General features: G+C 38.7%; 24 protein-coding genes. 8 read left to right on the top strand and 16 right to left on the bottom strand.

The window, feature by feature from the left end; translation table 11 throughout:
* Window positions 1-94: 94 nt before the first annotated feature.
* The 6 genes from ACX9YW_RS21600 to ACX9YW_RS21575 all read right to left on the bottom strand — a co-directional run bounded on the left by ACX9YW_RS21600 (window position 95) and on the right by ACX9YW_RS21575 (window position 6,697).
* Window positions 95-1,519, bottom strand: coding sequence for a PAS domain-containing sensor histidine kinase (locus ACX9YW_RS21600; protein WP_460350486.1), 1,425 nt, complete (start codon window positions 1,517-1,519; stop codon window positions 95-97).
* Between the two features lie 125 nt (window positions 1,520-1,644).
* A complete protein-coding gene (locus ACX9YW_RS21595; RefSeq protein WP_460350484.1) occupies window positions 1,645-2,550 on the bottom strand; it encodes a DUF8832 domain-containing protein in 906 nt (301 codons plus the stop codon).
* A gap of 161 nt (window positions 2,551-2,711) precedes the next feature.
* Window positions 2,712-4,187 (bottom strand): PAS domain-containing sensor histidine kinase, encoded by a 1,476-nt coding sequence (locus ACX9YW_RS21590; protein ID WP_460350482.1) that lies wholly within the window; start codon window positions 4,185-4,187, stop codon window positions 2,712-2,714.
* A 163-nt stretch (window positions 4,188-4,350) separates the two neighbouring features.
* Window positions 4,351-4,560 (bottom strand): hypothetical protein, encoded by a 210-nt coding sequence (locus ACX9YW_RS21585; RefSeq protein WP_460350480.1) that lies wholly within the window; start codon window positions 4,558-4,560, stop codon window positions 4,351-4,353.
* A 66-nt stretch (window positions 4,561-4,626) separates the two neighbouring features.
* Complete coding sequence (locus tag ACX9YW_RS21580; protein WP_460350478.1) at window positions 4,627-5,277, bottom strand: response regulator transcription factor; 651 nt, start codon at window positions 5,275-5,277, stop codon at window positions 4,627-4,629.
* Window positions 5,255-6,697, bottom strand: coding sequence for a PAS domain-containing sensor histidine kinase (locus ACX9YW_RS21575; protein ID WP_460350476.1), 1,443 nt, complete (start codon window positions 6,695-6,697; stop codon window positions 5,255-5,257). Before ACX9YW_RS21575 ends, ACX9YW_RS21580 begins: the two co-directional genes overlap by 23 nt.
* Before the next feature lie 267 nt (window positions 6,698-6,964).
* Between ACX9YW_RS21575 and ACX9YW_RS21570 the strand changes: the two genes are divergently transcribed.
* The 4 genes from ACX9YW_RS21570 to ACX9YW_RS21555 all read left to right on the top strand — a co-directional run bounded on the left by ACX9YW_RS21570 (window position 6,965) and on the right by ACX9YW_RS21555 (window position 10,839).
* Window positions 6,965-7,846, top strand: coding sequence for a helix-turn-helix transcriptional regulator (locus ACX9YW_RS21570; protein WP_460350474.1), 882 nt, complete (start codon window positions 6,965-6,967; stop codon window positions 7,844-7,846).
* Between the two features lie 6 nt (window positions 7,847-7,852).
* The gene (locus ACX9YW_RS21565; protein WP_460350472.1) at window positions 7,853-8,869 is read left to right on the top strand and encodes a hypothetical protein; all 1,017 of its coding nucleotides are present in this window, start codon (window positions 7,853-7,855) and stop codon (window positions 8,867-8,869) included.
* A 14-nt stretch (window positions 8,870-8,883) separates the two neighbouring features.
* Entirely contained in the window at window positions 8,884-9,825 is a 942-nt protein-coding gene (locus ACX9YW_RS21560) for a hypothetical protein (protein ID WP_460350470.1), read from the top strand.
* A gap of 72 nt (window positions 9,826-9,897) precedes the next feature.
* Entirely contained in the window at window positions 9,898-10,839 is a 942-nt protein-coding gene (locus ACX9YW_RS21555) for a GNAT family N-acetyltransferase (protein ID WP_460350469.1), read from the top strand.
* A 56-nt stretch (window positions 10,840-10,895) separates the two neighbouring features.
* Here ACX9YW_RS21555 and ACX9YW_RS21550 read toward each other — a convergent pair whose 3' ends face one another.
* The 7 genes from ACX9YW_RS21550 to nikC form a co-directional block, all read right to left on the bottom strand.
* Window positions 10,896-12,152: a hypothetical protein gene (locus ACX9YW_RS21550; protein ID WP_460350467.1), complete on the bottom strand. Its 1,257-nt coding sequence runs from the start codon at window positions 12,150-12,152 to the stop codon at window positions 10,896-10,898.
* Window positions 12,153-12,156: 4 nt separating this feature from the next.
* The gene (locus ACX9YW_RS21545) at window positions 12,157-12,852 is read right to left on the bottom strand and encodes a response regulator transcription factor (protein ID WP_460350464.1); all 696 of its coding nucleotides are present in this window, start codon (window positions 12,850-12,852) and stop codon (window positions 12,157-12,159) included.
* A 76-nt stretch (window positions 12,853-12,928) separates the two neighbouring features.
* Window positions 12,929-13,684, bottom strand: a complete 756-nt coding sequence (locus ACX9YW_RS21540; protein WP_460350462.1) for a sensor histidine kinase — start codon at window positions 13,682-13,684, stop codon at window positions 12,929-12,931.
* A gap of 94 nt (window positions 13,685-13,778) precedes the next feature.
* Window positions 13,779-14,759, bottom strand: a complete 981-nt coding sequence (locus ACX9YW_RS21535) for an ABC transporter ATP-binding protein (RefSeq protein ID WP_460350460.1) — start codon at window positions 14,757-14,759, stop codon at window positions 13,779-13,781.
* Window positions 14,749-15,777: an ABC transporter ATP-binding protein gene (locus ACX9YW_RS21530; RefSeq protein WP_460350458.1), complete on the bottom strand. Its 1,029-nt coding sequence runs from the start codon at window positions 15,775-15,777 to the stop codon at window positions 14,749-14,751. The genes ACX9YW_RS21535 and ACX9YW_RS21530 overlap by 11 nt, the downstream gene beginning before the upstream one ends.
* A gap of 15 nt (window positions 15,778-15,792) precedes the next feature.
* Window positions 15,793-16,713 carry an ABC transporter permease gene (locus ACX9YW_RS21525; protein WP_460350456.1) on the bottom strand — a complete coding sequence of 307 codons (921 nt, stop codon included), beginning with the start codon at window positions 16,711-16,713 and terminating at the stop codon, window positions 15,793-15,795.
* A 17-nt stretch (window positions 16,714-16,730) separates the two neighbouring features.
* The gene (gene nikC / locus ACX9YW_RS21520; protein ID WP_460350488.1) at window positions 16,731-17,600 is read right to left on the bottom strand and encodes a nickel transporter permease; all 870 of its coding nucleotides are present in this window, start codon (window positions 17,598-17,600) and stop codon (window positions 16,731-16,733) included.
* A 245-nt stretch (window positions 17,601-17,845) separates the two neighbouring features.
* On the opposite strand from nikC, the gene ACX9YW_RS21515 reads away from it, so the two are divergent.
* The 4 genes from ACX9YW_RS21515 (at window position 17,846) to ACX9YW_RS21500 (ending at window position 21,950) form a co-directional block, all read left to right on the top strand.
* A complete protein-coding gene (locus ACX9YW_RS21515) occupies window positions 17,846-18,931 on the top strand; it encodes a M24 family metallopeptidase (RefSeq protein WP_460350454.1) in 1,086 nt (361 codons plus the stop codon).
* Between the two features lie 214 nt (window positions 18,932-19,145).
* The gene (locus ACX9YW_RS21510; protein ID WP_460350452.1) at window positions 19,146-20,732 is read left to right on the top strand and encodes a glutathione ABC transporter substrate-binding protein; all 1,587 of its coding nucleotides are present in this window, start codon (window positions 19,146-19,148) and stop codon (window positions 20,730-20,732) included.
* Window positions 20,733-20,847: 115 nt separating this feature from the next.
* Complete coding sequence (locus tag ACX9YW_RS21505) at window positions 20,848-21,426, top strand: chromate transporter (RefSeq protein WP_460350450.1); 579 nt, start codon at window positions 20,848-20,850, stop codon at window positions 21,424-21,426.
* Window positions 21,423-21,950: a chromate transporter gene (locus ACX9YW_RS21500; protein ID WP_460350448.1), complete on the top strand. Its 528-nt coding sequence runs from the start codon at window positions 21,423-21,425 to the stop codon at window positions 21,948-21,950. The genes ACX9YW_RS21505 and ACX9YW_RS21500 overlap by 4 nt, the downstream gene beginning before the upstream one ends.
* Window positions 21,951-22,063: 113 nt before the next feature.
* Here the strand turns inward: ACX9YW_RS21500 and ACX9YW_RS21495 are convergent, their stop codons facing one another.
* From ACX9YW_RS21495 to ACX9YW_RS21485, 3 genes are all read right to left on the bottom strand, one after another.
* On the bottom strand, window positions 22,064-23,083 hold the full coding sequence (locus ACX9YW_RS21495) for a DUF4179 domain-containing protein (RefSeq protein WP_460350446.1): 1,020 nt from the start codon (window positions 23,081-23,083) through the stop codon (window positions 22,064-22,066).
* The gene (locus ACX9YW_RS21490; protein WP_460350444.1) at window positions 23,073-23,651 is read right to left on the bottom strand and encodes a sigma-70 family RNA polymerase sigma factor; all 579 of its coding nucleotides are present in this window, start codon (window positions 23,649-23,651) and stop codon (window positions 23,073-23,075) included. The genes ACX9YW_RS21495 and ACX9YW_RS21490 overlap by 11 nt, the downstream gene beginning before the upstream one ends.
* A 176-nt stretch (window positions 23,652-23,827) precedes the next feature.
* Window positions 23,828-25,099, bottom strand: a complete 1,272-nt coding sequence (locus ACX9YW_RS21485) for a cation:dicarboxylate symporter family transporter (RefSeq protein ID WP_460350441.1) — start codon at window positions 25,097-25,099, stop codon at window positions 23,828-23,830.
* Window positions 25,100-25,309 lie beyond the last annotated feature (210 nt).

The raw sequence follows: 25,309 nt of genomic DNA, 5'->3' as shown, positions 1-25,309 counted from the left end.
TTTAGCGCTTTAAAGCATGTGGGGACAGTCCCCACATGCTTTAAAGCGCTAAAGGGCATAAAAAAAACTGCTGGGATCTGACACCCAGCAGTTTCTATTCAATTGATTCATTTATTGGTAGTTTCAATATAGCTTTGAGGCCGTGCCCTATTTCGGTATGATAGTCTATTTTTCCGCCTAGGCTTTGTGCACGTTGGTTCATGCTTGTTAGTCCCATACTGTTTAAGGTAGGCTGAACTAAACTTTGATTGAACCCTATACCGTCATCACAATACTCCAACGTTAATTCACCATTCCCACCATTCATCTGGAATGAGACTTCTGTAGCTCTAGAATGCTGCTCCGCATTTTCTAGCAATTCTTGTACGATTCGATAAATACCAATGGTATGTTCTTCCGTCAAAAAAGGAAAGTTGTCAGACTTAAAATTAATTTTAAATGTAGAATTCATTTGAACGTGTTCAAACAGATTTTCCAACGATTGGACTAGCCCTAATTCTCGTAATAGAGGTGGACGCAATTGATTACAAGTCATCCGAATCTGGTGGATTGTATCGAGTAGCCCCTCTTCGATATCCTTGAGCTTATTCCATGCTTCCTTGTCGAGATTATATCTATTAAGGATCGATTCGAGTCGTCTGTACAAGTCAATCTGATCTTGCAAAACGGTGTCATGTAGATCACTTGATAGGTTCATTCGCTGCTTTTCTTGGAGGTTAAACATCATTCGTAAAACCCACTGCGGTGACTCTTTACCTTCAAGAACCGATTCTAATTGGCTTATTAAATTCTGGATTACGTTTAAATTCTCAAAAACCATCACGGCATAATGGGTGAGTGTTTCTAACCAAACGGTCTCCATGTTTTCACAAAGGGCATTTGCTCTAATCTTTACTATATAGGGGTTTTCGCCACGTTCACCTAATTTGATGAAATGATCATCCCCTACCGTCTTGATTTTCCCTACCTCTAAATCCACATCCATGTAATCATTTATCATCAATGGTTTCGAATCCGGTAGAATTTCTGATAATTCTTTTAGCAATCTCTCTTCAAGGTCCGTCAGTTTCATCACTGAGCTTAGGTCCTCGGAAAAACCTTTCAAACTTTTTTGAAGGACTTCATAACGATTCTTGTGCCTCTCCAGCTCTAACTCCATTACCTTTCTATTGGTGACATCCCTTGTGGATACGACTTGCAAAAACCCTTCCGTATTGGGGAGGACGGTTGTTTTACATTCAAAATAGCGTAAATCGCCCGTTTTACTAATCATCCGATATTCCGTTTGGCCGTGATGATGGGATTCAAGTAAGGCTTTATGTCGATTCTGCATAAATTCGATATCATCTGGGTGAACCACAATAAATGCATCTTGATTCCGTAATTCCTCAGGACTATAGCCCGTAATCTGATAAAAATTTGGTGTCGCAAATAAGACATTCCGATTCTGATTCACAATAAATAGCATATCAAATGTATGATTCAGCATTTCTTCAAACACCTGTTGGTTCTCCACCATAAAAACACCACCTGCCTATTCTACCTTGCTTTTATTTTACCGTATTTATCGATTCTCTGAACCGAAAAATTCTTGCGTGACCATATAAAAATAGCCAACACCGACGCTGGCTATCGTTTATCAACCTATTCCTTTATTTCCACCACAAATGGAAAAGCCCTTACCTTTCCATTTTGTTGGAATTCAGCCCAAATTTTATAAATCCCAGGCTTTTCAAACTTAGTTTCAAAGATAGGTTCTGTGTCATTACTTGGATGGACATGGAGGAAGTTCTTTCCATATTCATCTAAAATAACGACATGACCCATTGCCCCTAAATAAGGAGTTAAATTTGTTTGATCTAATTCAAATGAAAGCTTCACATTTTCATTTGCCTTAAAAGTACTAACAGTGAGATTTACCTTTTCCCCGTCTACTGTTTTACTAAAATCAGTATCTGGTACTAATGGATGACCATGTGACTCAGATGACGGAATACCGACTACAAACGGGATTGGTTCCACTTCATAGGCAAGGTTTGTTGGTTTAATGTCTACAAAAGCCTTATAAAAGCCTTTAGGAAGAGGGTTGCTAATCGTAAATTCCCCTTTAGCCGTTCTTTCAGGATGAACATGATAATACTTCTGTAAATGCTCATCTACAATAATAAGGTGAAGAATCTTCTCGTGATTTACTTCAAGATTATCAACCGGATTACCCGCTTTATCTTTTAGATGAATGATAATCTGGTTTTCATTATTAAAAACAAACGCATTTACCTGACTTCCTGCACTATGAGAATTGCCACTTTCATGCCCATGACCATCTTCTGTCTCATTACCACTGTGGGAATCCGTTGCGGTTTCCTCGTGACCTGTTGAATCTGTTTTTTCATTTCCATGATCTGATCCATTTGATTTCCCCATATTTCCCATGCCACCCATTTTTGCTTCTGCGAACGTTTCTTCATCGACAATCCATTTTTCATATGCTTGAAAACCAAAGATAACAGCTGTCACATAAAGCATTCCGGCTATTGCCCATTTCCGCATTCTAAACACTCCTTGTAGTGATTTATTCTGATGTCCTTATCATATCTCCGAATCACTTCAAGTAAACCGCAATGCTTCGTTTCATTCCCGCAAAGATTTCAGTTGCTGCCGCAAATTAATATCGTCTTTCTTGAGGAAAAAAAATAAACCACATAGGTGGTTTAAACAGTAGGTATTTTAATGTTTACCATAAGACCTTTCCCAGGCTCGGAGTGAAAGTCAATTGTTCCATTAAAGCTTTGGACTCGCTCCCTCATTCCCGAAAGTCCCATACTTTTAAACGTCGGAGCCAATTTCCCTACCTTTAGACCTTTTCCGTTATCTGAGTATTGCAATTCTAACCATTCATCTCGTTTTTTTAGATGAAAAGAGAGATTAGTAGCTTGAGAATGCTTGTTAGCATTATTTAATAACTCTTGAACGATACGGAATATCCCGATAGTTTCCTCCTCATTTAAATTCAAAACTGCTGTGTTTTCACTCGAAAAGTTAATTTTATAAGTCGAAGTAACCTGTGTTTGTTCAAATAAATTTTCCAGCGCTCGTTCAAGCCCAAGTTCTCTCAAAAGTGGCGGTCGAAGCTCATTACATGTCAAACGAATCTGATGAATAGAATCTAACAACCCTTGAATGATCCCCTTCAGCTGATCATCCACGTTTTTATCAAATTGATATTCTTTTAGGATTTTTTGAAGACTTTTATATAAATGGATTTGATTTTCTAGAACCGTATCATTCAAATCGCTCGATAATTCTGACCGTTGTTTTTCCGATAAATGAAATAATAGCCTTAAGATCCATTGTGGCTTTTCATTACGCTGAATAGCCGTTTCCAATTGGTTCATTAAGTTTTCGATAACATTTAAGCTTTCAAACACCATAATAGTGTAGTTCACCAATGTTTCAAACCAAATCGAATCCATTAACTCTTTAGTGAAAATGGATTCCATTGAAAGAATATAAGCTTTTTCTTTACGATCTCCTATTAAAATGAAGGTCCTACCATTCACATTTTTTTGCTTTCCGACCACTAATTTGGCTATATAGGATGGTTCCTCAAGAGACAAATCGCCTTCAATAAAATGGCTGTCACGATGATAAGTAACGACCTGGGGGTCAGAGTGTGGAAGGAATGCTTCGAGCTCTCTAATGAGCCTTTCATTTAATTCGAACACCTTGGTAACCTTAGCTAAATCCTGAGAATAGTTGATTAAGCTATTTTGAAGATCTTGATAGCGGTTTTTTCGTTTTTCAAGCTCTGTTTCCATATTTTTTCTAGCCGTGATGTCACGAATCGAAACGACGACAAGCTTTTCAGGATGGTCAGGAATTAAGGTAACCCGTGATTCTAAAAATAGGATGGTTCCATTTTGATGTAATACGCGATATTCATCTACCTTGGGAACCTGTGTACGAATAACCTCTTGATGGGATTGAATTAATCTTTCTCTATCCTCGGGATATAGTGAGTCAAATGCATTTGCTCCAATAATCCCCTCCATTTTGTAGCCTAGAATCGTTTCAAACGAAGGAGTTGCATACCTTACAATCTGATTCTGGTCTACGATTAAAAGGATATCTAGCGTATGCTGGGTAATTGTTTCAAACTCCCAGTTATAATGGTTGGTTGCTTCCAAGTTCTCACCACCCTTTTTGGATGTTTTTTCCTCTTAAAATATTTTACATGAAAGACTTGGCATTTGGATATCATTTTTTTATAAAAAAATCTCCTATGGTAGTAGAAATGGATTGTACAAAAAAGTGCCAACTTCTTTTAATAAGAAGTTGGCACTTGGTTGTTTAGCGCGATGCTTTTGGCGGTTGACAGACATCACATTTACGTTGGTTGTTATTTTTAAATTTTGTAAATGATTTTTCAAACTGGCTTCCACAAACACATTGAAAAAGTAACTTTTGTGAAAATCCATGAAATTCCGTCGATAGCAACTTACTTTCCGAATTGTTTTCCACAAACTTTTTAATTTCACCGATAGTCCAGCGTTTATTCATTCTCTTACACCTCTATATATTTAACCTAAGTTTCTCATTATACCATGAGTAGGGTCACAATGAAATCTATCTCAGTTCTTCCTCCGGAATTAATCCAAGCTTCTTTGCTTTGGCTATGGTATCAACTCTTGTTCTGACGCCAAACTTTTGATAAAGCGTTGTTAGGTTATATTCTAGTGACCTTTGGCTCATCGCTAAGGTAGAGGCAATTTCCCTCGTACTTTTTCCTTTTGACAATTGTAATAATATTTGTTCTTCATTTGTCGTTAAAATGACTTTTTCAGTGGTAGTGGAGCTATCGGCTATAATCCCCGGTCTCCTTAACTCCCTTACTAAAGAAAGTGGCAGAACGACCTGCTTCTTTAAGGCACAGCGAATGTTCGTCACCAATTCATCCCTTGATGATGTTTTGGATAAAAATCCAGCTACTCCTGCTTCCACCAACAAATTAAAATGTGGCTTAATATCAAAACCTGTATAGATTAAGACGGTTAAGTCTGGATTATAGGCTAATGCTTGTTTGGCCAGTTCAAGACCGTTAAGGTGTGGCATATATAAATCAAATAATAACGCATCATAATGATTTAGCTTAATTAAATTCATTGCGTTTAAAGAACTATTTTCAACGGTGATTTTAAAATCTGGCTCTTGTTCTAAAAGCATTTTAGTACCTTCAATAATGGATAAGTGGTCATCAACAATTAAAATATTTACCATTATAGTAAACTCCTTTTTCATTTATAGGTAATTCAAGATTCACTTTGAGGCCAATCCCTTTATCCGAGAAGAGTTCGATCTTTCCACCAAGACTTTTGGCCCTTTGACTAATCGTCGATAAACCGATATGTTGCATCGGATTATTTCTCTCTCCGTCATCACTGTACTTCAATGTCAAATCATCGTTATCACTTCGAATTGCGAACTTGATACATGTAACACTTGATTGCTCCTCAACATATTGGAGCAATTCTTGAACAATTCGATAAATCGTTATCGTTTGCTCCTCCGTAAGTGCTAGTTCCTTAATCCCTTCTGAAGTAAAGATAATCTTATAGGTCGATGAAACTTGAATATGGTCAAATAAATTTTCCAAAGCGCTTTCCAGCCCTAATTCTCTTAAGAGAGGAGGGCGTAGGTGATTACAGGTTTGGCGAATATCATGAATGATATCCAGTATTCCTTGTTCGATATCCTTTAATTTGGACTTAGCTTCCTCATCTATTTCATAACGCTGTATAATAGATTCCATTCTTCGATATAAATCAATTTGGTCTTGTAAAACGGTATCATGTAAATCGCTAGATAGCGTTAGTCGCTGTTGTTCCTGCAAATTAAACATCATTCGTAGTACCCATTGAGGTGTTTCATTACTTTGTAACGCCGTATCGATCTGGCTCATTAACCCTTCTATCATTGCTAAATTTTCAAACACCATCACCGCATAAAAAGCGAGAGTTTCAAGCCAAATGGCATCCATTTTTTCCTGAATTGATTTGGAGATAATGGATAGGATATATGGATCCTTGTGACGTTCACCTATCTTGATTAGTAGCTTATCATCGAATGATTCTAGTTTTCCTTTTGATAGTTCCTTATTTTTTGGATGAGAATTTATAATAATAGGATTAGAATTCGGTAAAATCTTTCGTAATTCCTTTATTAATCTTTCCTCAAGGTCATTAACCTTCATAACGGTAGAAAGGTCGTTAGAAAAAGACTTTAAACTCCTTTGCAAAACCTCATGACGGTTCTTGTGTCGTTCCAGTTCCAATTCCAATAGCTTTCGATCGGTAATATCTCTAGTGGACACGACTTGAAGGTATCCTTCCGTATCGGGTAGCGGGGTGGTTTTACACTCACAATAAAGAACCTCACCATTTTTTGTTATCACCCGGTATTCCGATGAATTGCTTTGTTTCGAAGCTAGAAGATTCCGATGCCTCGCCAGCAAATATTCCTTATCCTCTGGGTGAATCATATCGAAGGTATCCCGATTATAAAATTCTTCAGGCTTGTAACCTGAAATCGTATAAAAATTAGGGGTAATGTATTTTATATGACGGTTTTGATCGACGATCATGAGTATATCACTTGTGTAATTTAAAATTTCCTGAAAAAATGCATGATTGTGATTCATCAAAACACCACCTTATTTCTTCTTCTACCATTAGTTTACCTAAAATTGGTGGATGATGAACCGAAAAAATCTTGCGTGTTTGGCGCTTTTTTTGTGTATCGTAATAAAAAAGCTTGCGGACCTCATTACTTGAATGAATCGCAAGCTTTTTGGGAAGTCCCGCAAAATAATACCCAATTTTATCCCAGTAGGGAATGTGAGTCTCGACCTTGTATGCTATATTAATATCGAAGTCAATCGTATTTATTTTCAAGGTGAGGGAATAACGTGAGTAATTTACATCGAATTCTTTGGTTTGATGATCAAGTTCGTCGGGGTAGGTACCCAAATAGTAGTAGTTTGAGTGGACAGTTTGAGATATCGAATCGGCAAGCGTTGCGTGATATTGAATATATGGTTAATAGTATGGGAGCCCCGTTGCAATATATTCCAGGGCAGAGAGGCTATGAATATAGCGAGAAGACTTTTCTTCTCCCCTATCAAATTATTACCGAAGAGGAACAAAAAATCCTTGCGTTTCTGGCTTATCGTTATAGTCAATACTCCTATGAAAACTCTTCTTCGGTAACTAGACTTGCAGCATTGTTTGACAGATTACATGGTAAAGTAGTTACGATCGCTGACAACTATCCATTTTTCGCCATAAACGATACATTGGTTGATATGGTCCATCAAATTAACCAAGCTATTAGTCAAAGAAATAAATTGTATATCCACTATTATCATCATCAGCATCAAACTTATGTTTCTAGTCTACTGGAGCCAATCACCCTACTCTTTCAAGGAAATATTGACTATTTAGTTGCCTATCATTCAGAAACGAAGTCTGAAGTTATTATCGATATAGAGGAAATTCAAGACATTTCGTTTTCTGACCAGTATAACCAAGAACAAAGGAAGAAGTCGTCTCAGTCACTGACGAAAACGCCATTTCAAGCAAAAGTGGAGCTTTTTCAACCGTTTTCAGGCGATACTTGGTATGGATATCAGGTTAAACATTTGGAGGGACAGATTTTCTCCATCGAGTTTTATTGTATGAATAGCTTTCTTGACCATCTGCTAGGCTCTTCAGCTACCGTTAAGCTACTTGGCCCTCAATGGTTAAAGGATAAACTAGTTGAAAAATGCCATTTTATACTGCAAGGATGATGTAGGTTGGTTAAGGAAATTTTAACAGATATAAAGATTGAGAATGACTCTTTATCCTACATAAATTGTTTGCATGCGATCTTAACAGCAGCCGATTTATTTGAGGGACCGAAGTTTTTACTGTCAGGCATGACTGGGATGTGCTTTAAATTCAGTGTTGTCAAAGGTATTTCCCCAATCTCCATTCATTCGTATGGCCCTTGGGCTAGAGACCATTGGACAGCAGTCAATTATCTAGGTATCTATAATTCAGCTAATGCTGATCGATGGCGGCACCGTACCTTTCCATTATTACAGAAAAAGGCCATCGAAAAGACTATCGCTTCCATCGATAAAGGAATAGCTGTTCTATATTGGGGACCTCCCTTTTCTGTTATTTATGGTTATGACCTTGAAGAACGAATATTTTATTATCAAGAGAGTGACGATTTTTTTCGGAAAGGCCGTAAGAGCCATCTCCTTGGTAACATTTGCTTATTTGATAATTTCGGTATCAATCGAACGGAATTTTGGTTTTACCAAACCTTCGGGGAAAAAATAGAGAAACCAACAAAAGCTATTTTACTAGACTCGTTAAAAAGTGCCAGCATCGATTGGAACAAACAGGCTAGCGGAAATACTGCCTTTGGAAAAGGGGCTTATTCACTTTTAATCGATACTCTTGAATCGGGTGACTTTCATCCAATGGGTGCCGCTTTTACACTAGATTCTTATGCAACGTCAAAGGCGGATATTTTCCTATTTATAGAGGAGGTCACGAAGGTCTTTCCCCAACTCGCTATTGCGAGAGACCAATTTTTAAATATAAATGAGATTTTTCAAGACATCAAGAAGGTGGTAGGTTTTGTAAACAAGTACTCAACTTTAGCTTATGATGACCGTGCCCCTTTAATCGAGTTGTTAAAGGAAGCATGGCGGTTTGAGGAGACGGCGATGTGCGAAATGGAGGATTTTTTGAAGCATCAACCGGTGACAGCTAGTGACCTTTTTAGAGATAGATGGCTGCAAGGCGATGCTAGGTAAGGGAGATGCAGCATTTGGGTAAAAAAAATCTAATGGTAAGTGTTCAGAGAGACACATCAACGATTATTGATCCGCTGTATAGTGTTTTGGCATACTTAAACCTAATTCCGTTTGACAAAGTAATTTTTGCTGGTGTATCAAATCTAGTTTTTCGGTTTTCTGTTAATAGAAGCCTAGAATTTCAGTCGACCTTTATTTATAACTGGAATGCGAATTGGCTAGCGACCGATTTTATTGGCATCTATTCGAATATGCATTCTTCTTTTACAGATGATCTTACTTTCCCGCTCTACCAAAGGAAATTACTTCAATCCATTAAACAGAATCTTGATGACGGGATACCTTCGATTATTTGGCGTGATGATTTCGTGGTGGTTACTGGCTATCACGACGGAGAAGAATTGCTTTTTTATTCAGACGGAAATGGCGAACATCCTCTTGCCTATCACGAACTAGGATATAGCAGCATTCCAATGTGGTGCATCCATTTGTTTAGTCGCGATAAGATTGAAATTCATCCAAAAGAGCTATATTTGGAATCGATTTTTCAGGCGGTTTATCACTCTAAACATCATGACACAACTTTAGATTGCGAGGAATTTGCATGCGGGGTAAGGGTTTATGATTTTATCCATGATGCCCTTAGCGGAAGAGAGGCTCCCGACTGTAGCGTTGGTACAACCCTTTCGACATTTATTAAAGTAAAGTTGCAAATGTGTCGCTATTTTATCAAGATTCAATCGAGTATGCCGAAGCTGAAAGAGTTATTGGATGACCTTGAGGAGCTAGTGGCTGTTTTATCGAATCTCCAAAAAAGGTTAGAAAACGTTAGCGATTCGGTATTGATTTCACAATTTCAAGACGCCAAAAGATTGGAAATGGCATTCTTCCAAAAACTTGAGAAAACATTTCAAACTGAATTTCATAACCGCATGGGATCATTTTGGCTTAGATAATTTTTAAAAAGACTTACCATGACACTTTATGTCATACTTCATTTGGTATTTTAGTATTTAGAGGTGATAAACATGGAGAAAATTTCTAAGCTAACCATACAAAACTACCAACCTAGTCTTCTCGATGGACTTAAAAAACTTTATCGAGCGGTAATGAGTAAAGACCCTAACGCCGTCTTTTGGTGGCCAGGAGAACAAGAATTTACATGGAAGTATTGCTTTTGTGTCTTGGATGGTGAAGAGTTCATTGGCAAGGGGCAGGTCCAACCGATTAATGTCCAAAAACCTGGTGAATCTAGTCATTCGGCCAAGCATGCAATATACCTAAATATCAAATTGCATCCAGATTTTGAGGACAATCACGAAGTATTCACAATGCTCTACGACGCATTACTTGAAAAAGCTATGGAGATTAAGAGCCAATTGCCAGCCGAGTTTGATACACTGCTTTGCGTAGGGAATGCCTCAACAGAAGCTGCGAATAATAGTCTGTTTGCGACGAAAGGATTCACTCCTTTAAACTTTTTATATGGAATGGAAAGAGACCTTACCGGCGCAGTCACTGAAGTTGAGCCGTCGATTGAAGGGCTGTCTATTCAATTTTGGAAAATGGAATCGCCTGAAGAAGAACAGCGCTATTTGCAACTCGAAAGTATGATTTGGCCCGAACATGCCCTTAGCCCTAATCGGTTAAAAGAATACAAGTCCAAGGAAGGTTGGACCGCGATTACAGCTGTCGTGCAAGGAGAAATGATTGGTAGTGTTATGTGTTGGGAAGAAAGCGAAGCAAACAAGAAATATGGTGAAATTGAGGATTTATTTGTACTGCCAGAATGGCGCCAAAAAGGAATCGCTCAAGCTCTATTAACCAAGGCGCTCTCCACCTTAAAGGAAAGAGGGCTCGAACGAGCGGAATTAATGGTACTTACTGATAATGTAAATGCCTTAAGTCTCTACCAAAATGCTGGCTTTACCTCCATCTACACAGAGAATCGCTATTGTTTAGAACTGTAGAATCGGGAATAAAAAGACAGAATGTGAGGATAGGTCCGCACATGCTGTCTTTTTATTTAACTCTCTCTTGAAAATAGCTTTGTTGCTAAATCATAAATTACTAATAAAATCGCAGAAATTAAAAATGAAACCAACACACTATGTAAACCATCAAAAATAAGGAGTGATAAATATCCAGCAGAAACGCTCAGGATGGTTATCAACAATAAGATTTTACTAAATCTACTATTCGATAGAAGGATGAACAAAATTGGCAAAAGAAGGGAGGCATTTAGAACACCAATAAAGAAAAATAAATCCAAAATACTAGGCTCAACAAAGTAATATCCCCCATACATGATCATTAAAACGAGTATGGATAGAAGATAAACGTTCCTTTTTTGTTTAGCAGACTGTCTCGTTTCTAAAAGATAGAAAAAATCCTGCAATCGTTCAAAGTAGGTAGAAATTAATGTACCTAGAATAATGGCAGATAAGAAAATTAATAGAACTGGGTATTCAAATAAATGAAGCAAATCATGATAAATGGTTCTAATATTTTCATATCCACCCAACCCCAGGACAGGAAAAATAATAATGGAAAAGGCAGTGGGGATGGTAGCCCAGATAAAACCTGATAGAATAAGACTACCTCTTAATTTCTCTTTTTTAGTTCGAAACATTAACATCCACGAACCTAAATCACCTAACAGTTTCCCAAAGAAAATAACAAAAATGACGATAAATAATAAAAATAACTCTTTTACCTGAATACTAAATAAGTAAGGGTGGTATAATCTCATTTTAAAATGCATGGTTTCCAAATTTTCACTTAGGAATAAATACACAAATACAACAATAAGAATGGTTTGAAAAAAGCCAAATTTATAAATGGCATATCTTCTTGCACGCTGGAGTGGGCGAAAAAAGATAAGAGGCAGACCAAGCAACATAAATAATAACACCCCCATATTCGCTGGTAGATGAAATGTTGCATAAAAAATGATGCTAGCACCCTTTGCCAATAATAAAAAATCTAAAGCATAGACGATTCCTAAAATAGCATAAAAGGCATAGGCCGTTTTGGACTCCAATTTATCTTTCCACAGGTCAAATGGTGTTAGGATATTCCGCTTATTCCGTATGAACTTTCCAACTAATCCAAACATCGAGAAAGCAATGGCACCAATCATTCCATAAAGGACACCCGCCATAATTCCATAAGTTAAGGTAATGAAAGACGCTGTAAACATGGCGTTTGCTGACATCCATCTTGAAATAAATAAAACGGAGGATATTCCATAGCCTAATTGGTCATTTTTATAGGTATTCAATGAATTAAATCCCCATTTCTCGATAGTTTTTGGCAGTCGAACCGGTCTTTTGTTTAAAAATGGAGCTAAAATAATGAAGAGTATTGAAACCAACCATTTCGGCAATTTGTGATATCGTTAATTGGTCATTGTGTAAAAGGGTTTTGGCCATTTCAATTCGATAATCGATTAGATAATCAGAAAAGGATTTTCCAACTTCCTCACTGAATCTTCTACTTAAGTATGAGGGATTTACATGGATATCATTTGCCACTGAAGAAAGATTTATTTTTTCGTTATACTGATCGTGGATGATCTTGATAGCTTCAGAAACTAGTTTTGAACAACCTAAGTAATCTATGTCCTTGGCATATCTCTTAATTACTTCTGTTAATTCACTTTCAATAAGTGGTTTGGTTAAAAAGTCATTCACACCAATTTGAATCGCCTTTTTAGCATAATCAAACTCTTGATGAGCCGTGATGATAACAATCTGAATTCCCTCAAACCTTGATTTCAGTTCTTTCGCTAGCTCCAGCCCTGATTTTCCTGGCATCTCAATATCTAGAAAAGCCAAATGGAACGTATGGTCCTTACATAAATGCAGTGCCTGGCTCCCATCCATCGTTGAAAATAAATTCCACATAGGGCAGAGCGGCTTTATAAAATGCTCTAGCTGCTCTAATTCAATAGGCTCATCATCGACAAGTAAAACATTCATGATTATTCCACCCTCGTTCTTAAAGCTGCGTTTTTAGTATCGTAACATATTTCGCGGAATTTTTTAAAAAATATGACTATATTTTATCGGATAGTGGCCATTGAACGATAACCCTTACTCCACCTGCCGGAACTTGTGATAGATTAATAGTTGCTTGTTTCCCAAATAACAAGTGAAGACGCGTTTTAATATTTCTTAAACCGTGACCTGGATATTGATTAATATCAAAATCATCTTTTATGATGCCAATCCCATTATCGATTACTTCCAAAAAGGCAGTGGTTTCATCTGTTCGAAATCGAATACATAGTTCAACCGGACCTGGCTTCTTTTCAAGACTATGTTTAAAAGCATTTTCCGATAATGTTTGTAGCATGTAAGGTGGCGTGAAAACATTTACGTCACTTTTCGAATCAATATCGTAGGTAATTGTTAATCGCTGGCCCATCCGTATTTGTTGAATCGCTAAATAATGTTTCGTATAATCAAGCTCTTCTAAAAAGGATATTAGCTGTTCTTTTTCACGATATTTAAATTTTAAAAATAACGAAAAATGCTCTAGCACTTCAATAAGTTGTTCGTTTTTCTTTAATCTTGCCAGTCCGAGTATTAAATTCATCGTATTAAAGAGAAAATGGGGATGGATTTGTTGATTCAATTGCATGTATTCGCTGTGTTTTAATTCTTTTTCCAAATGGACTTTGAGATTTTCATGCCTTAAAACGTCTATTTCCCTTTCAAAAATCAGAATGGAAAATAACGTAATCGTGCAGACCACAGGTCCTAGTAAAGCTAACGTAATAAGTCCTGTAAATAGATTAAATGAGATCATTACATTCACCTTATTTCAAAAAGCTATTTTATCGTTTTTCTTAAGCATAAAGTTTCGTGCCACTAAAGACAACTTTAGTGGCACGAATGATCATTTAAACGATATCACAGGCAACATAATGGCCGGTGGCAATTTGTCGCAAGCTTTGTGTATTTGTTTTACATTGTTCCGTCGCCATTGGACAGCGTGTATGAAAACGGCAACCAGATGGTGGATTAATAGGGGACGGGACATCTCCTGTTAAAATAATTCTTTCTTTATTTCGTTTTCGAGTTGGTTCCGGAATGGCCGATAATAATGCTTTTGTATATGGATGCTGAGGGTTCTCAAATAATGACTTTTTATCAGCAATTTCAACAATATTGCCTAAATACATGACGATGACCCGATCCGAAATATGACGAACAACTCCAAGGTCGTGGGAGATAAATAAATAGGTTAATTGATATTCCTTTTGAAGTTGTTTCAAAAGATTTAATACCTGTGCCTGTACGGAAACGTCTAATGCTGATACTGCCTCATCGCATATTAACAGCTTAGGCTTAACGGCTAAGGCCCTAGCGATTCCAATCCGTTGGCGTTGCCCACCGCTAAATTCATGCGGAAAACGGTGGATCATATCTGGTCTTAAACCTACTTGCTCCAACAATTCGATTGAACGCTGTCTCCGCTCTTTCTTTGGCACAACATTCAAGATTTCCATCGCTTCTTCGAGAATACGGCCAACTGTTTGACGTGGATTTAAGGACGCATAGGGATCTTGGAAAATGACCTGCAGGTCCCTTCTTTTCTTACGCATTTTTTCCTTAGAAAGTGTAAGCAAATCTTCGCCTTTAAAAAGGATTTGTCCCGAGGTCGGTTCATCCAAACGTAAGATTGCCCGGCCTGTCGTCGATTTTCCACAACCAGATTCTCCTACTATACTAACCGTTTCACCTTCAAAAACATCAAAACTCACGCCATCAACTGCCTTAACGTAATTGACCGTTCGACCAAATAATCCCCCTTTTATCGGAAAGTATTGCTTTAAATCCTTTACCTCTAATAAAGTATTTTTTGTATGATTAGCTGACATTTGGGATAGCCCCCTTTCCGATGACTGGTTTTTCCCCTTGCCATTTATCCGTATAGATCCAGCAACGAACTTGCTCCTTTTCACTGATCGAAATTAACTCCGGTAATCCTTCATGACATAATTGGCATGCGTAAGGACAGCGCGGTGCAAAACGGCAGCCATCTGGCATTTCTGTTGGGCTTGGGACACTTCCTTTTATGGCCATTAACTCTTCCACGTCATCATCCACTCGTGGAATCGAATTCAATAACCCTTCTGTATATGGGTGTTTCGGTCGCTCGAACAAAGAGTCGACATCTGTATATTCTACTACTTTGCCTGCATACATGACCGCAACCATATCACATGTTTCCGCCACAACTCCTAGGTCATGGGTAATCATCATAACAGCAGAACCAAAGTCTTCTTGTAACTTTTTTAATAAATCCAAAATTTGAGCCTGAATGGTCACGTCAAGAGCGGTGGTTGGCTCGTCGGCAATTAACAATTCCGGATTACAGGCCAGTGCCATGGCAATCATGACCCTTTGGCGCATTCCCCCACTTAACTCGTGTGGTTCTTGTTTTGCTCTTCTTTCCGGTGAAGGAATTCCGACAAGACGCAGCATTTCGACGGCTTTCATCCAAGCCTGTTTTCGATTTAGTTTTTGATGGATTCGAAACGCTTCGGCAATTTGTTCCCCAACTGTATAGACGGGATTTAACGAGGTCATCGGCTCCTGAAAAATCATCGAGATTTCATTTCCACGAATGGTCCTCATTTTTTCTTCCGAGTAGTTTAATAGATTTTCTCCTTTGAAAAGCACCTCTCCTCCGACGATATCACCGGAGGGAATCAATCTCATTATTGATAGAGAGGTAATACTTTTTCCGCACCCAGATTCACCTACGATACCTAGGGTTTGTCCTTTTTCTACTTTAAAATCAACACCATCGACTGCTTTTATGATTCCTCTATCCGACTTGAAGTGTGTTTGCAAGTTTTTTACTTCTAAAATAACTTCTCGTTTTGCTTCCATTTTCGTTCACCTCTTTTAGTTTAAATCCACCCGCTTATTTAGCAGTCGATAAGATATATCAACGAACATATTAACTAAGACGAAAATAATCGAACAAACTAAAATTGCCCCCTGAACGGATGGTAAATCTCTCATACGAATGGAATCAATAATAAATCTGCCTAATCCATTGATGGCAAATACCGTTTCTGTTAATACGGTCCCGCCTAATAGGGCACCAAACTGTAAGCCAACAACAGTGATAACAGGGATCATCGCATTTTTCAACGCATGCTTGTACACGATGACTTGCTGTTTTACCCCTTTCGCTTTAGCTGTACGAATATAATCCTGTCCAATTACATCAAGCATGCTTGAGCGAGTCATTCGAGCAACAATCGCTGCTCCACCGGTTCCAAGTGTTATGGCGGGAAGAATGACATGCATAAACGTTCCCCACCCAGCCACCGGGAAGATTTGAACTTTCACCCCAAAATAAAGAATGAGCATTAATCCAAACCAAAAGTTCGGTAAAGAAACACCAATCAAAGCTACGACCATTAGGGAAATATCAGAAAATGAATATTGTTTTGTTGCAGAAATGATCCCCGCTAATAGACCTAGAATAATCGTTACTAAAATACTCCAGAAAGCCAGTTCAAATGTAACCGGGAGTCGCACTAAAATTTCATCGAGCACCGGGCGGTTTGACCGAATCGAAGTTCCTAAATCTCCCATGGCAATATCTTTTATATAAGAAAAATATTGAACAATGATCGGTCGATCGAGACCAAGCTGATGTCTAATTTGGGCTACCTGCTCAGGAGTGGCACTTTCTCCAGCAAGGAGAACTGCCGGGTCGCCCGGGACTAATTGCATAATTAGAAAGACTACTAACACAACGCCCAATAGGACTGGAATCATTTGCAGCAAACGTCTTATGATAAAAATAAACATGTTCTCACTCCTATCAATTATTTTTTCATCCGTGGATCAAGTGCATCCCGTAAGCCATCACCAAATAGGTTTAGCCCCATTACAATCAGGGCAATCGCCAACCCTGGGAAGGTTGCCATATGTGGGGCATTCCAGAGAAAATTGCGTCCGCTGCTTAACATGGCACCCCATTCAGGTGATGGCGGTTGGGCCCCCATCCCTAAGAAGGAAAGACCGGCAGCTGTTAAAATCGCCGTCGCCAACCGTAAAGTACCTTGAACGATAATAGGTGATAAAATATTCGGCAGGATGTGAACAAAAATAATTTTAAAATCATTGGCCCCAAGTGCCCTTATCGCATCAATGTATTCAAGTTTTTTGGTGGCAAGGGTTGATCCGCGCACAATGCGAGCAAAGGTTGGAATCGAAAATATCCCCACCGAAATCATTACGTTGATTAGGCTTGGCCCTAAAGCACTAATGATGGCCAGTGCCAATAATAATCCTGGGAAGGCTAGAAGGATATCAATTACTCGCATGATAATCGTATCAATCCACTTCCCGTAATAACCGGCAACAAGCCCTAAAATGATTCCAAAAAAAGCTCCAATTGCTACCGAAACAACTCCAACTGTAAGTGATAATTGCGAACCGTATATGACGCGACTTAACACATCTCTTCCTTTATCATCGGTGCCCATCCAATGGTCCATGGAAGGAGGCTGTAGTTTGTTTAATAAATTTATTTCAAGTGGATCATAAGGTGCAAAAAGCCTTCCAAAAACAGCCACTATTAAATAGAAAATAATGATTCCACCGCCAACTATGGCCATTTTATTTTTCTTTAATTGTTTATAAAAGGATCGCCAGCGTTCCATTTTAGGATGATGTATCCCGGAATGAGTCATCCTTTTTTCATTCACATTGATAACGGGTTGGTTCATGATGTTACCCTCCTCCTTTTCCTTTTAAATTATCAGAAAATATAAATTTATTGTATTATTCTTAAAATTAAGTAAAGATACTGTAACACTTAGTCATCATTTTGAAACTAATATATTCAGAATTTTCCTATAATGTAAATAAGTCAATGATAGAGGCTGTTTTGATAGAATCTTGACGAAAAATTTACTTTTGGGGGTGTTTATAACATATGCAGCAAGTACGTTTAGAAAAGTTGCGGAAGAAAATGCAAGAGGTCGGTCTTGATGCGGTTTTTGTTTCATCACCTGAAAATCGGTACTATTTTTCTAATTTTCGGGGATCTGCTGGGGCTTTATTGATTACTTTAAATGATTCTTTCCTATTAACTGACTTCCGCTATGGTGATCAAGCCAAAAAGGATGCTCCATTCTTTCATGTGATTGATCACAACAGGGAATTATTTTCTCAGTTGAAGAAACTGGTCGATAGCTATCAAGTTCAAACACTTGGTGTTGAGTTTGAAACTCTCCCTGTTGAAGAGTTTATCGCAATCAAGGATACCATTCCTTCAGTTAAACTAGAAAAAGTAGATTCACATTTTTTCGACATTCGGATGATTAAGGATGAACAAGAGATTCGCTATTTACAAGAAGCGGTTTCCTATTGCGACCAAGCATTTGAACATATTCTTACTTTTATTCGCCCTGGAATGACAGAAAAAGAGGTTGGACTCGAATTAGAGTTTTTCATGCGTAAGGCAGGGGCCGAAGGAATAAAAGCTAACCATGTGATCGCATCTGGCGAACGTGCCTCTCTCCCCCACGGACAAGCAACAGATCGAGTGATTGGAATAGGTGACTTTGTCAAAATGGATTTTGGCGCTAGAGTAAAAGGCTACTATTCTGACTTTACTAGAACCGTTGTAGTCGGGGAGCCGTCGCAGAAACAAGTGGAAATCTATGAAATTGTCAAAATGGCACAGCTTGCAGCTTTAAAGGAAATTGGTCCAGGTAAAGTTTGTGCAGACCTGGATGAAGTAGCAAGGTCCATCATTCGTGATGCCGGTTATGGCGAAAATTTCGGACATAGCTTAGGACACTCCATTGGATTAGCGGTTCATGAAAAACCCACTATGAGAAAGGGAGACCAGACGGTTCTTCAACCGGGAATGGTTATTACAGTCGAGCCAGGAATTTATATTCCAGGTTTTGGCGGGGTTCGTATTGAGGATTTTGTCGTCATCACCGAAGATGGCTTCCGAAATTTAACAAAGGCAACAAAAGAACTTCAAGTACTATCAGTAGTGGGTGCCTAAATTTTATTAAAAGGCTGTGTTAAAGGACAATTTTGTTTTAGCACATGTTGATTGGAGCGGAAGGCACTCGACTCCTGTGGGATTAGCGGCAAAGGTGAGACCCCGCAGGAGCAAAGCGACGAGGAAGCTCACCTGACGCCCCACGGAAAGCGAGTGCCTGCAGCGGAAATCAACAATCTACTTTAACACAACTTATAAAAAAGGAGAGGAAAAAATGAAGATGAAAAAGTATTCGTTCCTATGGTTAACGTTACTACTTCTTATTGCTACGGCGTTAGCAGGTTGTACAAGTGCACCTTCTGAAAATACGAGTAGCGATCCAACACCAAGTAATGAAAGTGACAATCCAGATGGCAGTGACGGTGGAGAACTAGTCATTGCCGTTTTATCAGATGCAACACAGCTAGACCCACATAAAGGAACGGATATACCGTCCGCTAACGTTTATCATGGGAAAATCTTTGAAGGCCTTGTGACTCAAGATGAAAACATGGAAATTCAACCAGGGCTTGCCACCCAGTGGTATAAATTGGATGACTTAACATGGGAATTCATGCTTCGTGAAGGAGTAACCTTCCATGATGGCGCCGATTTTAATGCGGAAGCTGTAAAGAAAACGCTCGAGCGTATTGTCGATCCTGAACTTGCTTCTCCACGTGCAAGCTTATTCAATATGATTAAGGAAATAATCATCGTGGATGAATTCACGATTCAATTAAAAACAGAGTACCCATTTTCACCACTTCTTTCTAACCTTGCCCACTACTCCGGCGGGATTATTAGTCCGAAGGCCATTGATGAACATGGTGCAACTCTTGGGCAACAACCAGCTGGTACTGGTCCGTTTAAATTCGATTCTTGGACTCCAGGTTCTGAGCTAAAATTAGTGAAAAACGAGGAATATTGGGGGAATCTACCAAATATCGATAGCGTTGTCTTCAAAATTGTTCCTGAAGATGCTACACGTATTGCGATGGTCGAAACTGGACAGGCTCATTTAGCAGAACCAATTCCGGTAACAGAAGTTGAACGTATCGAAAACAGCCAAACGATGAAACTAAACCGTACTGAAGCATTAGGAATTGACTATATTGGTTTTAACGTACAGAAAAAGCCATTCGATAATCTGAAAGTTCGCCAGGCGATAAATTTGGCGATTGACAAAGACATGATTATTCAAGGTGTATATAATAACGTCGGTACAATAGCCACAGCACCAATGGGACCTGGTGTTTGGGGACATAACCAAGATTTAACAGGCTGGGGTTATGATGTTGAAAAAGCTAAGGAGCTATTAAAAGAAGCTGGCTATCCAAAAGGATTTAAAACAACGATTTGGACAAATGACAATAAAGAACGTGTTGACGTAGCAGAGGTTGTTCAATCACAGTTAAAGGGTGTTGGAATCGAAGTGGAGATTAAGGTAATGGAATGGGGTGCCTACCTGGAAGCCACAGCAAAGGGAGAGCATGATATGTTCATTCTAGGTTGGTCCAATATGACGGGCGATGCCGACTATAATCAATTTTTCTTATTCCACACTGATGCACAAGGTGTCGTCGGTAACCGTTCGTTCTACAGTAATCCTCGTGTGGATGAATTAATTGACCTTGGACGCAAAGAGAGTGATCCTGATAAACGTCAGGAATATTATAACGAAGCCCAAGCAATTGAGATGGAAGACGCACCGATGGTATTTTTACGAAATGATGAAAATATAATGGCGGTAGCTACAAATGTAAGTGGATTCTGGATGAGTCCTGCAGGTATTTATATGATTGATGATGTAATGCTTGATTAGGTGCCCTCATATATAGGTACAATAGTAAGCCTATTCCAGCTTGTTAAAGGAATAGGCTTACCTGTTTACATGTCCGCTCTCTTATACAAATCATTACAGGAAAGGAGGCTTTCAAATGAAAAGGCAACTTCAAATCTTTCTAGCATTTTTCCGTGTCGGGATGTTAGGTTATGGCGGTGGACCATCTTCTATTCCTTTAGTTCACAAGGAGGTAGTTAAAAAATACAATTGGATGAATGAAGATGAATTTTCGGATGTATTGGCATTAGGAAATACACTTCCCGGACCCATTGCGACAAAAATGGCGGGGTATATAGGTTACCGAGTGGCAGGCGTGTTTGGAATGATCAATGCCGTTTGTGCAACAATTGTTCCAACAATTGTATTAATGATTGTCTTATTAACATTTTTATCTTCCTTTAAAGATCAGCCTTGGGTAAAGGGGATGACGAAAGCGGTTGTACCTGTGGTTGCTGTAATGCTCGCATCATTGACGTGGGATTTCTTCAAAAAATCACACGAAACATTAGGTTGGAAAATAGCTATTAGTATTATTGTCGTAAGCTACGTATTAATCCAATTCGTCGGATTTCATCCAGCTATTATCATCGCTATTCTGCTCCTTTCAGCCATCATAAAATCCGATAAAAAAGAAGAAATCCAGAATTCCAAAGAAAATGGGGTAAGCTTATGATTTATTGGCATATCTTCCTTGCCTTTTTCATTCCTGGTATTGTTGGTTATGGCGGGGGACCTGCCTCCATTCCCCTTGTCCAAAATGAAGTTGTCAATCGATACGGTTGGCTAACGGTTTCACAATTCAGTGAGGTACTAGCTTTAGGAAACGCATTACCTGGACCAATCGCTACAAAAATGGCCGGCTATATTGGATTTCAACAAGGCGGCATAGTAGGTGCTATAGTCGGCGTATTTGCCACTGTTGCACCATCCCTAATTTTAATGGTTGTTCTTTTGGGACTCCTATATAGATTCAAAGATTCACCTAAAGTAAAGCGCATGACTAACTATATCCGGCCGACAATCGCTGTTTTACTGGGAATGATGACGATAAGTTTCTTTTCCACTTCTTATGAGGACACAGGCATGGTACAAACAATTATATTAGTACTAATTAGCTTTTTATTGCTCGAAAGGTGGAAATTCCATCCGGCTTATGTGATTGTCGGTGCATTGGGATATGGCGCTTTGATGCTCTAGGTTGTGGTAACGCACGTTTACTAGACAAAACCTCGGAAATCCGAGGATTTTTGTCCAGTAAAGAACGTTTGTAAGGCATTCTCTACGTTAGAGTTCAAATAAGCTTCAATATGTTAGTTCATTTTCAACGGAACAGTAAAATCAAATTCATAATTAGTTCCATTTAGTTCATTGTACAGGTCATAGACGGTAATCGTAAGTTGATCGGGAATCTCGGCGACCGGGTTTAAATTGACGCTATGAATGATATGATCCTTGCCTTTTTTGCCATGCTGGCTACCAAAATTACTTGAGCCGCCTCCACCAACACCAACACCTTTAACAGTAAAACCAAATCGATTACCAGTGCCTTTTTCACTTAGGGTTTCAGTGACTAACCGAATTCCGGATGGGGTGAAAGTCAGTTCCTTTACCGTAATTTCCGCATCAAGCGCCTTGGTTTTATAATGAGGAGCGAACGTATGGATAGACCCTTGAAGAAACTCTGATGTAACCGGAATATTAAAATCCCAGCGACCCTTTTTCCCATCGATTTCGTTGACTTCTAATTCTAGTACAAATTCTTTTTTAAATCGGTCAGCTTCGATAATCGTTACTCCCTCAAACACATTCTCACCAACCTTTTCCATTGATGTACTGGCCATTCGTTGGCCAAGTTTAAAGCCCTTAGCATCGAAATCCATTGAGAAAATGCCTTTTAAATCGTCACCCCAAACTTCCTTGCCATGGTTAACAAGTCGAAAGCCGATGGAAAACGCACGCCCGTCGTAGTACACGTCTTTAATCGTCATTTCGATATCCTTGTCGGTGACAGTTTGCTGATAGCCTTGAGTAAGACCTTTTTCCCGAGCTTCTTTTAATCCGAAATCAGCACTAACATCTTCATAAATGACGCCGACCACGGGCACCTTACTAAGAACGTCTGCCATTGTTGGAGATTTATATCCGCTACCCGCTGTAATTAAAATCGCTGCTGCTGCGATCGTAGTGAAATAAACTAGTTTTCTGCTCTTTTTAGGTGTCTTCTTGCCAACTCGGATCTCCTGCTCAATTTTTTCACGAATCTGCTTTCTTAAATATTCTGGTGCTTCAATGGTCTCCATTTCATGGTGCAGTTCACTTTTAACATTCATTTCCTACTTCCACCTTTCGTAAAAAGTCTGTAGATTGATAGTTGGCTCGAAGGTTTTTTAGCGCTAGATGATGCCTAGATTTCACTGTTCCGAGCGGGATATCTAAAACTTGCGCTAATTCTTTTAACGAATAATCATGAAAGTAATATAGGACGACAATTTCCCTTAATTTGTAAGACATCTGGTGAATGACCTGGACCAACTGTTGGTTCTGTTCATCTCGTAAAATTGAATTCTCAGTTAGTTCGTAGTGTTCGGTTTCTAGTAACTTCTTCTTATTAAGTAAATTAAACCTCTTCCAGGCTTTTAGCTTCCAATTCTTTACTTGACGAAAAACAAGACCGTTTAGCCAGTGTTGAAAAGGAGATTCAGAACGATAATTATGTACGGAACGCCAAAGTTGTACATAAATTTCACTGACAATATCGTCCACATCCTGCTTATATGGCATCATCATATAGACCGTTCGGTAAACCGAATCAATCGTTAAACGGTAAACCTCATCAAATGCTTCGATATCTCCCTCCTTCATCCTTTCGATTAAATCTTGCGTGATGGTTGATTTCATAAAGGCCTCCTAAAATCTTCTTTCACTTGTAATTGTCAACTTCCTGGAAAAAGGTTCACTAGTTTTTAAAAAATTTCTTATTGACAAATTTAACATATTTTTCTAGTTTAAACGACAAAAAGTGCCTGACACCAAGGGGACGGTGCCAGGCACTACCTACTATAAATATGGTTATCTTAGGCTACTTTCTGAATGGAAGTAATATACTCTTTCCCTTTCTTCATGTCAAATCGTTTTTCCCATTTAGACATAACGATAGCAGCTAATGAGTTTCCGATCACATTGACAACGGTACGAGCCATATCGAGAATCCGATCAATACCTGCGATAAAGGCAAGACCTTCTAATGGAATGCCTACAGTTCCTAATGTTGCTAACAGAACAACAAAGGATACACCTGGTACTCCAGCAATTCCTTTAGATGTAACCATCAATACCAACATAAGTGAAATTTGTTGGGTAATACTTAAATCGATTCCATACATTTGAGCAATGAAAATCGCAGCTAATGCTTGATAGAGAGTCGAACCATCTAAGTTAAAGGAATAGCCCGTTGGAATGACAAAGGAGACAATGTCCTTAGGACAGCCGAATTTCTCCATTTTTTCCATGATTTTAGGTAGAACGGTTTCAGAACTGGCCGTCGAGTAAGCCAAAATGATTTCGTCCTTTAAAATTTTGATGATTTGCAGCAAGCTAACCCCACACATCTTCGCCACTCCACCTAAAACAGCTACAATGAAAAAGATCATGGTCGCATATACGCAAATGACTAATTTACCAAGTGGAATTAACGACTCTACCCCGAATTTTGACACGGTTACCCCGATTAGAGCAAAAACGCCAAATGGTGCAAATTTCATGACTTGATTGGTCACCCAAAACATCGCATCGGCGGTCCCTTGAAAGAAGGCTAGAACAGGCTTTCCTTTTTCACCAATAGCAGCAATTCCTAATCCAAACATGACGGAAAAGAAAATAATGGCCAGCATATCCCCATTCGCTAATGATTCAATGATATTTTTTGGAATAATATTAACGAAGGTATCGGCAAAACTATGGCTTGTTGCTTCACTTGTTGTTTCGACATACTTTTGGATATCACCCTTAGCCAATTTCGACATATCCACTCCAAGCCCAGGCTTTACAATATTCGCTGCCAGTAAACCAACGATAATCGCAATTGTTGTCACAATTTCAAAGTAAAGGATTGTTTTACCACCAAGTTTCCCTAGCTTTTTCATATCACCGGTACCAGCAACTCCTAGAATGAGCGTGGAAACAACGATTGGAACAACAATCATTTTGATTAAGCGGATAAAGATATCTCCAATCGGTTGCAAATAAGTACTAACGGCTGGATTTCCATAAAAAATAGCTCCGACAATAATCCCCAAAATGAGTCCAGCAAGAATCTGATAAGCTAAGCCAAACTTAAACTTCTTCATCAAATACCCCTCCCCAAAATACTTTTTGGATGAAAACGCTTACTAAAAATTACGTAAATAATAAAATGTAAGATTAGTATATGGAGAGATAATAGAATCCTACAGAATCCGACATGAGGAATGGGAAGTTTTTTTAAAAAATATAATCCCCCTTCTTGTGGTGACCCCTAAAAGTTAGAGTTTTATATTAAGCAGCTAATTGGCTGGTGT

Source organism: Pseudoneobacillus rhizolycopersici, from assembly GCF_054786815.1.
Note: the sequence above shows the minus strand (reverse complement) of the source record. Positions and strands in the feature narration are given on the sequence as shown.

Coding starts and splice junctions, on each gene's coding strand:
- ACX9YW_RS21485 (WP_460350441.1), bottom strand. CDS start 25,099: ATGAAGAAGTTTAAGTTTGGCTTAGCTTATCAGATTCTTGCTGGACTC.
- ACX9YW_RS21530 (WP_460350458.1), bottom strand. CDS start 15,777: ATGGAAGCAAAACGAGAAGTTATTTTAGAAGTAAAAAACTTGCAAACA.
- ACX9YW_RS21600 (WP_460350486.1), bottom strand. CDS start 1,519: ATGGTGGAGAACCAACAGGTGTTTGAAGAAATGCTGAATCATACATTT.
- ACX9YW_RS21500 (WP_460350448.1), top strand. CDS start 21,423: ATGATTTATTGGCATATCTTCCTTGCCTTTTTCATTCCTGGTATTGTT.
- nikC (WP_460350488.1), bottom strand. CDS start 17,600: ATGACTCATTCCGGGATACATCATCCTAAAATGGAACGCTGGCGATCC.
- ACX9YW_RS21540 (WP_460350462.1), bottom strand. CDS start 13,684: ATGATCTCATTTAATCTATTTACAGGACTTATTACGTTAGCTTTACTA.
- ACX9YW_RS21545 (WP_460350464.1), bottom strand. CDS start 12,852: ATGAATGTTTTACTTGTCGATGATGAGCCTATTGAATTAGAGCAGCTA.
- ACX9YW_RS21515 (WP_460350454.1), top strand. CDS start 17,846: ATGCAGCAAGTACGTTTAGAAAAGTTGCGGAAGAAAATGCAAGAGGTC.
- ACX9YW_RS21490 (WP_460350444.1), bottom strand. CDS start 23,651: ATGAAATCAACCATCACGCAAGATTTAATCGAAAGGATGAAGGAGGGA.
- ACX9YW_RS21525 (WP_460350456.1), bottom strand. CDS start 16,713: ATGTTTATTTTTATCATAAGACGTTTGCTGCAAATGATTCCAGTCCTA.
- ACX9YW_RS21535 (WP_460350460.1), bottom strand. CDS start 14,759: ATGTCAGCTAATCATACAAAAAATACTTTATTAGAGGTAAAGGATTTA.
- ACX9YW_RS21495 (WP_460350446.1), bottom strand. CDS start 23,083: ATGAATGTTAAAAGTGAACTGCACCATGAAATGGAGACCATTGAAGCA.
- ACX9YW_RS21505 (WP_460350450.1), top strand. CDS start 20,848: ATGAAAAGGCAACTTCAAATCTTTCTAGCATTTTTCCGTGTCGGGATG.
- ACX9YW_RS21510 (WP_460350452.1), top strand. CDS start 19,146: ATGAAGATGAAAAAGTATTCGTTCCTATGGTTAACGTTACTACTTCTT.
- ACX9YW_RS21580 (WP_460350478.1), bottom strand. CDS start 5,277: ATGGTAAATATTTTAATTGTTGATGACCACTTATCCATTATTGAAGGT.
- ACX9YW_RS21595 (WP_460350484.1), bottom strand. CDS start 2,550: ATGCGGAAATGGGCAATAGCCGGAATGCTTTATGTGACAGCTGTTATC.
- ACX9YW_RS21555 (WP_460350469.1), top strand. CDS start 9,898: ATGGAGAAAATTTCTAAGCTAACCATACAAAACTACCAACCTAGTCTT.
- ACX9YW_RS21585 (WP_460350480.1), bottom strand. CDS start 4,560: ATGAATAAACGCTGGACTATCGGTGAAATTAAAAAGTTTGTGGAAAAC.
- ACX9YW_RS21575 (WP_460350476.1), bottom strand. CDS start 6,697: ATGAATCACAATCATGCATTTTTTCAGGAAATTTTAAATTACACAAGT.